Genomic DNA, 12,313 nt, shown 5'->3' with positions numbered 1-12,313 from the left:
ACTAATACGTATTTTAACAGATGTATACCTATTCGTCCCGGATAGTAAAAAAAGATATGTTCGGATTGGATGGAAATCCATGTGAAATTGATGATAGAGTGTTGTATTTATATAACCAGAGTCGTATAATAATACACAAATATGCATATAAGCGACGGAATTGCTGTGTTCAAGTATCCTTCAGGCAAGGACATAGCACAAGTAGCGCATACATCGAGATTGGGGGAGCGAGAGTGAATAACAAATTAAAAGTAGCAATCGTCGGTTCCACCGGCTACGGCGGGGTGGAGCTGATTCGTTTTTTCCAGAACCATCCGTTGGTTGAAATCACATCAGTGATCTCATCATCGAGCAGTGGTGAGTCCATCGCAGATGGATTTCCGCATTTGACGGGCGTGATTCACAGGCCACTCGACGGTGTAGATCCGGCTGAAATTGCGAGTCGTGCGGATCTGGTATTCACAGCGACCCCGTCCGGCGTAAGTGCTAAGCTTGTACCAAGCCTGCTAGCAGCAGGACTTAAGGTGATTGACCTGTCTGGCGATTTCAGACTTAAGGATGGAACAGTGTACGAAGAATGGTACAAACATCCGGCGCCTTCAGCTGATTTGCTGGAACAAGCGGTATACGGCATGGCTGAGGTGTATGGCGAAGAAGTGAAGGGACAGAATTTTATATCCAACCCGGGTTGTTATCCAACGGCTACACTTCTTGGACTGATCCCTGCTGTAGAGGCAGGCTGGATTGATCCTTCTACTATTATAATTGATGCTAAATCAGGCGTATCTGGAGCAGGGCGCGGAACAAGTCTGACAAACCATTATGCAGAGATGAATGAGAATTTCAAAGCCTATAAACTGAATAAACATCAACATATTCCCGAGATCGAACAAGTGCTTGGCAGTATAACGGGAACGCCTGTTACGGTTACTTTCACAACACATCTGGTGCCAATGACACGTGGAATTATGAGTACGATGTATGCAAACCTCATTGGGGAACACAGCGACCGGGAGATCGTAGATTTGTACCGTAAATATTATGAGAACAGACCTTTTGTACGTGTACGTGAACCGGGCATCTGGCCTTCTACCAAAGAAGTGTACGGATCCAACTATTGTGATATCGGATTTGCGGTAGATCCTCGCACAGGGCGTTTGACGATTATTTCGGTCATCGACAACCTGGTGAAGGGTGCTTCCGGGCAAGCGATTCAAAATATGAACCTGATGATGGGATGGGAGGAGAACCTCGGGCTGAACATGACACCGGTATATCCATAAGGGATTGTAATTCAGGAGGAGTGCTGGAACATTCGGTGTAGAGTGCTTTCTCGGAGTCAACTTAGGGAGAACGGATCAGGTTAAGCAGGCGATCATCAGCATATAGCTGAACGCATACGGGGGATATGATATGGGAACGAATGTGGAGCAACATACTTTTACCGTGGTTGAGAACGGAACAATTGTAACCCCTGGGGGATTCACTGCTGGTGGACTTCACTGCGGATTGAAAAAGACATCTCGCAATGACATCGGAGCGATCCGCTGTGATGTACCAGCTACAGCTGCTGCTGTATACACGACGAACGTGTTTCAGGCGGCACCACTCAAAGTAACGCGCGAAAGCTTGAGCAACGGACGTCTTCAGGCTGTTATCGTGAACAGTGGTAATGCGAATGCATGTACAGGACAACAAGGGGAAGAAGATGCTTATGCGATGCGTTCGGCTGCTGCGCGTGAGTTGGGTGTGGCAGAAGAGGACGTGGCTGTGGCATCCACAGGTGTCATTGGTGAATTGCTCAAAATGGATGCTGTACATTCAGGTATCACTGGTCTTCCAGGGCATATGGGCAAGGAGTCTAACGAGGCGGAGCAATTTTCACAAGCGATTCTAACAACGGATTTGGTGAAAAAGGAAGCTTGCGTCTCCGTTCTGGTTAACGGTAAGACGGTTACAATTGCGGGAGCCGCCAAAGGCTCGGGTATGATTCATCCGAATATGGCGACAATGCTCGCTTTCATGACATCTGACGCGGTCATTGGTGCAGAAGCGTTGCAGCGCCTGCTGCGCCAGGCAACGAATCATACATTCAACATGATTACCGTTGATGGGGATACAAGTACAAACGATATGTTGGTAGCTATGTCCAGTGGATATGCAGGCAATGAAGAGCTGACGATGGAGCACCCGGATTGGGACGCTTTTGCAGCCGGCTTCACCTATGTATGCCAAGTACTGGCCAAAGCCATTGCTCGCGATGGTGAAGGAGCAACCAAACTGGTTGAGGTAGAAGTTACAGGTGCAGTAAGTGATGAATCCGCACAGGCAATTGCCAAAACCGTCATCGGTTCGAGTCTTGTGAAATCAGCCATGTTCGGCGCTGATGCCAACTGGGGTCGGATTATTGCAGCGGTAGGGCGTGCAGGACAACCGGTGAACCCGGATACGGTGGATATTCGTTTGGGAGATATCTCGGTACTTGCGCAGTCCCGTCCAGTCGTGTTTGACGAAGAATTGGCATTGGCCTATTTGCAGACCGATACCGTTCGCATTGTGGTGGATTTGCACCACGGCGAAGGAACGGCAACAGCCTGGGGCTGTGACCTGACGTATGACTACGTCCGAATTAACGCAGCATACCGCACGTAATATTTTGTATTTAGTTTTAATAATCTAGCAGCTTCATGATTGAAAAGCTGCTTTGTAAAAATATGTAGAACATCTATAAGGATTAAACTTTATGAGTCTGATTTTTGACGGGGATAGTGAAAAAGTCGGAATCGATTCTGAAGAAGCGAAGCGTTCGCCTTTGTCTCCGGGTTTCCCCTTTAAAAAGGGAATCAAAAAACCTGGAGACAACAGCGATCAAAAGAACGATCCGAATTTGTAACGGCTAGACCCGTCTAACATGGATTTATTAAGTGTTAAGTCTTTTAGAATATTTGAACGAAAGGAGCTTGCCTCATGAATTCAACAATGCCAAACAAGAGTACCGCAACGGAAGCGAGCACAGAGAAACAGATGTTTGTCATGAAATGTGGAGGCAGCACACTGGCGGCATTGCCTGAGTCTTTCTTTGCGGATCTGCGTGATTTGCAGTCTCAGGGCACGCAGCCGGTAATCGTGCATGGTGGAGGTCCTGCGATCTCGGATAACCTGGCGAAGCTTGGCATCGAAACCGAATTCGTTAACGGCCTGCGCAAAACAACTGAACCTGTGCTGGACGTAGTGGAGATGGTGCTTGCGGGCAGCATCAACAAACAGATCGTGCGTCTGATTCAACGTGTGGGCGGTCGTGCACTAGGCTTGTCCGGCGTGGACGGGGGTCTGATTCAGGCTAAACCTGTTACAAACCACACAGAGATCGGTTGGGTAGGCGATGTCACTGGTGTGAATGCAGAGATTATCCAAGGCATCGTGAACATGGGTTACATGCCAGTTATCGCACCAGTTGGTGTAGATGCAACTGGACAACGCTACAACATTAACGCAGATACAGCTGCGGGTGCAGTGGCGTCTCATCTCGGCGTGAGTCGGATGATTGTCGTGACCGACGTTCCAGGCATCATGAAGAACGTAGGCGGCGAGAAAAAAGTACTGCCATCCGTATCTGTACAAGAGATTGAGGACATGATCCAGACCGGAGAAATCTATGGCGGCATGATTCCCAAAGTGCGTGCAGCTATCGCATGTATCCATGGTCAAGTACGTGAGGTCGTCATCGTAGACGGCAGCGAACCCCAAATCCTGAGCCGAGTGCTAGGCGGAGAAATCATCGGAACAAGAATCATCCGTATGCAATAATTTGCTCGATACGCTAGGGTCTTAATAGTCTTATTTAAATAAAAAAATATGTGCACGGCTTTTTTATATAAGAAATCTAATATTACACTCACAATAACGTAGGGTGCAGAACCAATCGGAAGAATAAAAATGCATAACGGAGAGGACAGAAATAACCTGAAGAAGCGGAGCGTGCGCCTTTATCACAGGATTTTCCCCATTGAAGGGGAATAAAAAAAATCCAGGGATAACAGCGATCGGAAGATTGTTCAGTCATCGAAGTGGAGTATGCATACGTTCGGAAGATGGTTCCGCAATCGGAGTGATCTAGTGTAAATCAGGTTTCTTATATAATTGCTCGTGTACCAACAAATAAGGAGTGATATGGTCATGGCAAAAGGCAACGAACAGCCAGGTTCTGGCACAGCGGTAGCGGGCGCAACAGCAACAGGTGCAGCAGCACAGACGGAAAGCTCGCTTTTCCAAACGTATGCGCGTTATCCAATCAGTCTGGTTAAAGGTAAAGGCAGCTGGTTGTGGGATGACCAGGGCAACCGTTATCTCGATTTCATGTGCGGACTCGCTGTAACTAGCCTGGGCCATGCACCGGAGAAAGTTGGAGCCAAGCTGAAAGCTCAGATTGATGAGCTGTGGCATGTATCCAACCTATTCCAGATTCCAGGCCAGGAGAAAGCAGCAGCATTGCTGACAGCCAATACATGTGCTGACGCAGTGTTTTTCTGTAACAGTGGTGCCGAAGCGAATGAAGCAGCTATCAAAGTTGCACGTCGTTATCACCAGAAGGTGAAAGGCACAGATCGCTATGAAGTGATCACCTTTGCCCAGTCCTTCCATGGACGGACACTCGCAACGCTGACAGCAACCGGACAAGATAAGGTGAAAGAAGGATTTTTGCCATTGCCAGCCGGATTTGTAACCGTACCTTTGCATGATACCCCTGCACTTGAAGCTGCAATTGGACCCAACACAGCAGCTATTATGCTGGAGATGGTTCAGGCCGAAGGTGGTGTATATCCAGTCGAACCGGAATTCGTCAAACATGTACGGAAATTGTGTGACGAGCATGGGTTGCTTCTGATTGTCGATGAAGTACAAACAGGAATGGGACGTACGGGTAAACTGTTCGCGCACGAACATTATGGCATTGAGCCAGACGTGTTCACCGTTGCCAAAGGTATCGGCAGTGGTTTCCCTGTAGGCGCGATGTTGGGTAAAGGCTTCTTGCGGGATGCGTTCACGCCAGGTAGCCATGCGACAACATTTGGCGGAACACCACTTGCTTCATCCGTTGTGATCGCAACAATTGAAACGATGCTGGAAGATCGCCTGCCAGAGCGTGCAGCGGAGATGGGCGAATACCTGATGAGCTCCCTGCGGAAACGTTTGGCGGGCAATTCCTTTGTGAAGGAAGTTCGTGGCTTGGGATTGTTGGTCGGTATCGAATGTGCTGAGCCGGTAGGTGATATTGTGCTTGCTGGGCAAAAACGCGGTATCTTGTTCGTCTCTGCAGGACCGAATGTGATTCGTTTGCTTCCGAACCTGTATGTGAGCAAAGAAGAGATCGACGAGGCCGTATCGCTGGTAGCCACATTGATCGAAGAGCACGTAGCGGCGAAAGCCTAATATAAAAATGAGAACCTTTCTGTCTCGGGGCCATTACCGGCCTCGAAGCAGAACGAGATGATGAATCCCTGTAGCCGCGCGGTGAACTTGCGGAAGATGAACTTGAGAAGCACCAAACACGATGTTAACGGTGCTCTCTTCTGCCCATGCGGGTGCAGGGAACCGGAAATAAGGAGGACATTATAGATGACAGCACAACAGACGGAAAAGATTCAGAAGATTGATCTGAGAGGCCGGGATTTTATCGAATTCACGGACTACACAGCAGAGGAGATTCGTTATCTGCTTGATCTCGCGATTGAGATTAAAGGCAAACAAAAAAGCGGTGTACCTTTTCAACCGTTGAAAGGTAAAACGATCGGACTTATTTTTGAAAAATCATCCACACGTACGCGTGTATCTTTTGAAGTGGGTATGTTCCAATTGGGCGGACACGCACTTTTCCTGAGCAAAAATGATATTCAGCTGGGTCGCGGGGAAACAACACATGATACAGCCAAAGTATTGTCCCGTTACCTGGACGGCATCATGATCCGTACCTTTGGACACCATAATGTAACTGAACTGGCAGAGCATGCGGATGTTCCGGTCATTAACGGCCTGAGCGATGCAGCGCATCCTTGTCAGGTACTGGCCGACTTCCAAACGGTGCTGGAGCACAAAGGCAAGCTCGCAGGTCTGAAAATGGCATACATCGGAGATGGCAACAACATGGCACACTCCCTGATGCTCGGAGCAGCGAAGATGGGTATGCATGTTGCTGTAGCAACGCCAGAAGGCTATGAGCCGGATAGCACAGTTGTGGAGCAGGCACGCATTATCGCACAGGAGAGCGGTTCTGAAGTGACTGTAACCTACAGTGCACAGGAAGCTGCGAAAGATGCAGATATCGTGTATACGGATGTATGGGCAAGCATGGGCTTTGAAGAAGAGCAGAAGATTCGGGAGCAGGTATTTGCGGCATATCAAGTGGACGAGGAACTGATGAAAGGCGCGAAGCCGGACTACATGTTCTTGCATTGTCTGCCAGCACACCGCGGCGAAGAAGTGAGTGCCGGTGTAATTGACGGACCGAACTCTCTGATCTTTGATCAGGCGGAGAATCGCTTGCATGCACAGAAAGCATTAATGGCTGCATTAATGAGCGAATAGCTGCTATTTCATTGAATGGGTTGATTTTAGGCGCAGATTTCGCGATGATAGATTCATCTATAATGTACTTTAAAAAGTTAATTAAACAAGAAGCATACACAAAAACGGAGAGACAGAAAAAGCCTGAAGAAGCGAAGCGTGCACCTGAAAGCTTTCTGAAAGAAAGCTGCATCGGAAGCATAGGCTATCCCCGGATTTCACCGTATAAAAAGGAATTGAAAAATCTGGGGATAACAGTGATCGGAAGGGTTTTCTGGCTCGTAGGATTCAGTGTATGAAGGCTTTGTTTAACTTAACTGATCTTGGGGAGGACCATTGAACATGGCTAAGGAAAAAATTGTACTCGCATATTCAGGCGGGTTGGACACATCTGTAATTTTGAAATGGTTGAAAGAAACGTATGATGCTGAGATTATCGCATTCACAGCGGATATTGGACAAAAGGATGAACTGGACGGTTTGGAGGAAAAAGCACTGGCAACAGGCGCTTCCAAAGTATACATCGACGATCTGCGCGATGAATTCGCAAAAGATTTCATCTATCCAATGTTCCAAGCTGGTGCCCTTTATGAAGGACAATACCTGCTCGGTACAAGTATCGCTCGTCCACTGATCGCTAAACGCATGGTGGATATCGCTCGTGCAGAAGGTGCTACAGCCATCGCTCACGGCGCTACAGGTAAAGGAAATGACCAAGTTCGTTTTGAGCTGAACGCGGCTGCACTGACACCAGACATTAACGTAATTGCACCTTGGCGTCTGGAAGAATTCCGTAACCAATTTCCGGGACGTGCCGAGATGATTGCTTACGCTGAAAAACATGGTATTCCGGTAACCGCATCTGCGGCTAAACCATACTCCACAGACCGTAACTTGCTGCATATCAGCTATGAGAGCGGTGTGCTCGAAGATCCATGGTTCGATCCAAGTGCGGACGAGAACAAAGATATGTTCCTGCTGAGCAGTGCACCTGAAGATGCACCAGATCAAGCGGAATATGTTGAACTGGAATTCGAACAAGGTGACTGTGTTGCACTGAACGGTGAGCGTTTGAGCCCACTGCAAGTGATGGAGCAACTGAATGAACTGGGTGGTAAACATGGTATTGGCCGTGTAGATATGGTTGAGAACCGTTTTGTTGGTATGAAGAGCCGTGGCGTGTACGAAACACCAGGTGGAACAATCTTGTTCACCGCACATCGCAAAATGGAATCCATCACGATGGACCGTGAAGTGATGAACCTGCGTGACAGCCTGATCACACGTTACAGCACACTCGTTTACAATGGCTTCTGGTTCGCACCTGAGCGTCTTGCATTGCAAGCGCTGGTGACTGAAAGCCAGAAGAACGTAACAGGTACCGTTCGTGTGAAATTGTATAAAGGCAACATCATCGGCGCAGGTGTGAAAAGCCCTGTCAGCCTCTACAATCCGGACATCGCAACGATGGAAGCTGATCCAACGCAAGCTTACGATCAAGGTGATGCAACAGGCTTTATCCGCCTGAATGCACTGCGTTTGAAAGTAAACTCCGGCGTGGAGCAAAACAAAAACTAATTTCAACCTGCATATATAGAACTATATCAATATAAATGACAAGGCAGGCCGTTCTTGCACATCTGGCAGGAGCGGCTTTGTCCATGAGCGAAAGGGGAGTACTCACTGTGAGCAAGCTGTGGGGAGGACGTTTTACAAAACAAACCAATCATTTGGTTGAGGAATATACGGCATCAATCAATTTTGATAAAGCTTTGGCTGAGGAAGACATTCAGGGTAGTCTGGCCCATGTAATGATGCTGGGCAAATGCGGCATTCTTCCGGCGGAAGATGTGGAGACCATCAAAGAAGGATTGATCACCGTTCTGCACAAAATCCGTGCAGGTGAAGTGGAATTCTCCGTATCGGACGAAGACATCCACATGAATATTGAGAAAAACCTGATCGAAACGATTGGCCCCGTAGGCGGTAAACTACATACAGGCCGTAGCCGGAACGACCAGGTTGCAACGGATATGCACCTATACCTGCGCGAGCGGGTGGTTGGCTTTGTAGGCATGTTGCATTCCTTGCAGGAAGCACTGATTGGACAAGCGAAAGATAACCTCGATACCATCGTACCGGGTTATACGCATCTTCAACGGGCACAGCCAATTCTGTTCGCCCATCACCTGATGGCGTATGTATCCATGTTCCAACGGGATGCGGAGCGTCTGATGGACAGTTACAAACGCATTAACATCCTGCCACTGGGCGCAGGTGCGCTCGCGGGCACAACATTCCCAATTGACCGTCATTTTGTCGCGGAACAACTGGGCTTTGATGGCGTGTACGAGAACAGTCTTGACGCAGTAAGCGACCGTGACTTCATCGTTGAGTTCCTGGCGGCAGCTTCGCTAATCATGACTCACTTGTCCCGTCTGAGTGAAGAGTTGGTACTGTGGAGCAGCACAGAGTTTGGGTTCGTTGAACTGGACGACGCATTCTGCACAGGCAGCAGCATCATGCCTCAGAAGAAAAATCCGGACGTCCCTGAACTCGTGCGTGGTAAAACAGGACGTGTGTACGGCAACCTGATCGGCTTGCTGACAGTACTGAAATCTCTTCCACTGGCATACAACAAAGACATGCAGGAAGACAAAGAAGGTATGTTCGACACGGTAGCAACGCTGGAAGGTGCATTGCAACTGTTCGCTCCAATGATCGCAACAATGACAGTGAACAAGGATCGGATGCGTCAAGCGGTCAACCAGGATTTCTCCAACGCTACGGATATTGCTGACTTCCTCGTGGGCGAAGGCTTGCCTTTCCGTCAAGCGCATGAAGTGATTGGTAAAACGGTGCTGTACTGCATCCAGAACAGCAAGTATTTGCTGGATCTGACGATTGACGAATTCCGTCAGTTCTCACCACTGTTCGATGACCGGATCTATGATGTGCTGCAACCGGAAGCGGTAGTGAACGCTCGTAATGTTTACGGCGGGACAGCTTCGGGTCAAGTCGCTGAAGCCATCGGACGCAGTGAGAAGGTACTGGAGATCACCGAGCAATGGATTACGAACCGCGGTTAATACCACCGCTACTATAAGGTACCCTTACAGATACAACAGTACAACAAAGAAGCAGGCCAGAGAACTTTGTTCTCAACGGCTTGCTTCTTTGTGTTTTACAGCGATGTGCTCTAGATATATTGAACTCAACCGCGAACAGAAGGTAGGTTGTTCTTCTATCGGAGTACCCGTTTAGTTAATCGCGGTAGCTCCATTGCAATTCTCCACTAATCGCGCTTTTGTAAAGGCAACCATTTCAATACATCCTGAATCTTGGCATCCCAGTAGCCCCACTCATGTTCACCAGGCCCTTCCTCGTATGTCAATTCGAAGTTCGTTTGTTCACAGGCATGCCGGAAGGTTTGATTATCCTCATACAGGAAATCTTCCGTTCCGCAGCATTGGTAGAGCAAAGGTCGAGGACTTTCGCTAGATTGATTTTCTTTTAACAGATGGATCAGATCGTTCTCTGTACCTGTCACCTCTGGTCCGAAAATACGTTGTAACTCCGTCTGTTGTAATGCTGAGGATGCATTTCTATCCATATGTGCAGACATATCGAGTGCTCCAGACAAACTGGCAGCTGCAGCATATTGATCTGGTTTACGAAGAGCCAGCTTGAACGCCCCATAGCCACCCATGGACAATCCGGCAACGAAATTGTCCTCCCGTTGATCTGACAGCGGGAAGAAAGAACGAGCAAGTGCCGGCAGTTCTTCACTGATAAAGCTCCAATAACGTCCGCCTTCTACCATATCTGTATAGAAGCTGCGGTGTACCTGTGGCATAACAACGGCGATCCCGAGGTTGGCCACATAACGTTCGATGGAAGTCCGGCGCAGCCAGATGGAATCATCATCAGACAGACCGTGCAGCAGGTACAGGGTTGGGTGCAACCCTTTGCCAGTCACATTCTCCATACCGATCTGATTGTGGGTTTGTTGCGGCAGAATGACATGCATGCTGGTGCTAAGCCCGAGCGTATCCGAGTAAAAATCACATTTAATAAGTGCCATGAGTATAAGAAACCCCTTTCATAAGTTCGTTAACTACTTGTTCTGACATGAGAGGATGGGATGAAAATCGGATGCCTGAGCCTCCAAAGTGTTTATATGTAACAGGTTATACGCATTACTCTTCCATTGCAATAACAAGATCTACAGTAGAAAACAAAGAATTTCACACCAGTGGTTAAAATGGAAGTCTGTAGTCTGATCATCGATTTTTCAATGTGGTTTACAACGTAACAATGTTATGTTACACTCATTTCAATAAAAAGGGGGACCATATATGACGGATGATTTGATCTCCAAAAAAGAGTTGTTGGACCTGACAGGTATCTCCTACGGTCAGTTATACCGCTGGAAGCGAAAAAATCTCATTCCGGAGGAATGGTTCATTCGAAAGTCGTCCTACACCGGACAAGAGACCTTTTTTCCAAAACAACAGATTTTACTACGCATTGACAAGATTCTCAATATGAAAGACGGATTGTCGCTGGATGAGCTGGCAGACGTGTTCTCACCTACGTTGGGTGAAGTGGAGATGTCTGCTTCACAACTATTAGAGCGAAACATTGTTTCACAAATTTCGCTGGATCTGTTGCAAGAAGCAGGTCGAGAACAACCGCTGTATGCTTTGGAGCAGATTATGATGCTCTACGTCCTTGATAAGCTGTTAATGAGCGGAGATATTACTCGGCAAGAGGGTGCTTTGCTGATCGAAGTGATGTCCGAACATTATTATCGTTTTACAGGCAAACCCAGCGAACTCGTGCTTATTCGTAAGATGGGTGTTCCTTCATTCATGCTGGTAACAGCAGGAACGGAGTTTTATTTTGACAATGGTGTGAAAGTGGTTCTTAGGCAGCCGATGGGAACATTTATGGAAGAATTAAAACTCAAATTGGGATAAGGAGAGGATCATCTATGGAAGAGCGGAATAAGCGGAATGATCTGAATGTGGCGGGCATAAGTCAAACGGCAGGCGGGGAGTTTCGCCGTGTATCTATTGACGGCATGGCTAAGGTGAACGGCAACTTGGACTGCACCTCTATGGAAGTGAATGGAACATTGAAGATGCACGGCGCTTTGACCTCCGAGAGTGCAGCGATTAACGGCATGTGCACGTTGAATGGACCTCTGACCAGTTCTCGTGTTCGGGTGGATGGTTTGACGACGATTAACGGAGATCTCCATAGCCCTGAGCTTGAAGTGAACGGAAAGTGTACCGTACGTGGAAGAGTGGATGGGGAACGAATTGATATTGGCGGTGTGATCGATATTGAAGGGGATGTCCAATGTGAGTCCCTGAATGTACGGGGCAATATTAAGATCAGCGGTTTACTGAATGCGGGAACAGTGGAGATCAGGCTGCATACATCTTCTTCGGCTAAAGAGATTGGCGGAGAGCGTATCGATATTCGTCGCAAGGAACAACAGAATGGCTTTTGGAAAAGTATTGGTCTGGGCGGGACCCCTTCATTTAAGACATCCTTAATTGAGGGTGATGAGATTGTGCTGGAAGATACCGAAGCTGACATTGTTCGGGGGAGTAACATTTTTATCGGTCGGGGCTGTAACATCAGACTGGTTGAATATTCAGGTGAACTTGAGGTAGATCAGGATGCCAAGGTGGGCAGCAGTCAGCGAATTTAAAGTTTGGATATGGAGAGAAAGGGATGG

11 protein-coding genes are annotated in these 12,313 nt (G+C 47.9%); 10 read left to right on the top strand and 1 reads right to left on the bottom strand.

Annotated elements, in window-relative coordinates; genetic code table 11:
* Positions 1–233: 233 nt before the first annotated feature.
* The 8 genes from argC to argH all read left to right on the top strand — a co-directional run bounded on the left by argC (position 234) and on the right by argH (position 9,650).
* Positions 234–1,283, top strand: a complete 1,050-nt coding sequence (gene argC / locus MKY44_RS25895; RefSeq protein WP_341009162.1) for an N-acetyl-gamma-glutamyl-phosphate reductase — start codon at positions 234–236, stop codon at positions 1,281–1,283.
* A 130-nt stretch (positions 1,284–1,413) separates the two neighbouring features.
* Complete coding sequence (gene argJ, locus MKY44_RS25890; RefSeq protein ID WP_445670664.1) at positions 1,414–2,652, top strand: bifunctional glutamate N-acetyltransferase/amino-acid acetyltransferase ArgJ; 1,239 nt, start codon at positions 1,414–1,416, stop codon at positions 2,650–2,652.
* A gap of 91 nt (positions 2,653–2,743) precedes the next feature.
* Positions 2,744–2,893 (top strand): hypothetical protein, encoded by a 150-nt coding sequence (locus MKY44_RS25885; protein ID WP_341009160.1) that lies wholly within the window; start codon positions 2,744–2,746, stop codon positions 2,891–2,893.
* Positions 2,894–2,967: 74 nt separating this feature from the next.
* A complete protein-coding gene (argB, locus tag MKY44_RS25880) occupies positions 2,968–3,807 on the top strand; it encodes an acetylglutamate kinase (protein ID WP_341009158.1) in 840 nt (279 codons plus the stop codon).
* Positions 3,808–4,176: 369 nt separating this feature from the next.
* A complete protein-coding gene (locus MKY44_RS25875; RefSeq protein ID WP_341009156.1) occupies positions 4,177–5,430 on the top strand; it encodes an aspartate aminotransferase family protein in 1,254 nt (417 codons plus the stop codon).
* Positions 5,431–5,616: 186 nt separating this feature from the next.
* Entirely contained in the window at positions 5,617–6,582 is a 966-nt protein-coding gene (gene argF, locus MKY44_RS25870) for an ornithine carbamoyltransferase (protein ID WP_341009155.1), read from the top strand.
* 321 nt (positions 6,583–6,903) lie between these two features.
* Positions 6,904–8,139: an argininosuccinate synthase gene (locus tag MKY44_RS25865; protein WP_017692004.1), complete on the top strand. Its 1,236-nt coding sequence runs from the start codon at positions 6,904–6,906 to the stop codon at positions 8,137–8,139.
* A 107-nt stretch (positions 8,140–8,246) separates the two neighbouring features.
* On the top strand, positions 8,247–9,650 hold the full coding sequence (gene argH / locus MKY44_RS25860) for an argininosuccinate lyase (RefSeq protein WP_341009949.1): 1,404 nt from the start codon (positions 8,247–8,249) through the stop codon (positions 9,648–9,650).
* Between the two features lie 206 nt (positions 9,651–9,856).
* On the opposite strand, the gene MKY44_RS25855 is transcribed toward argH, so the two are convergent.
* Positions 9,857–10,645, bottom strand: a complete 789-nt coding sequence (locus MKY44_RS25855; RefSeq protein ID WP_341009154.1) for an alpha/beta hydrolase — start codon at positions 10,643–10,645, stop codon at positions 9,857–9,859.
* Positions 10,646–10,919: 274 nt separating this feature from the next.
* Between MKY44_RS25855 and MKY44_RS25850 the strand changes: the two genes are divergently transcribed.
* Positions 10,920–11,543, top strand: a complete 624-nt coding sequence (locus MKY44_RS25850) for a YhbD family protein (RefSeq protein WP_341009153.1) — start codon at positions 10,920–10,922, stop codon at positions 11,541–11,543.
* A 14-nt stretch (positions 11,544–11,557) separates the two neighbouring features.
* Complete coding sequence (locus MKY44_RS25845; protein ID WP_341009152.1) at positions 11,558–12,286, top strand: polymer-forming cytoskeletal protein; 729 nt, start codon at positions 11,558–11,560, stop codon at positions 12,284–12,286.
* Positions 12,287–12,313: the final 27 nt, after the last annotated feature.

Origin of the sequence: Paenibacillus sp. FSL R7-0026 (assembly GCF_038004485.1) — a bacterium.
In the GTDB taxonomy this organism is placed as follows: domain Bacteria; phylum Bacillota; class Bacilli; order Paenibacillales; family Paenibacillaceae; genus Paenibacillus; species Paenibacillus xylanexedens_A.
The sequence above is the reverse complement of the archived record's forward strand: the minus strand, read 5'-3'. Positions and strand labels throughout refer to the sequence as shown.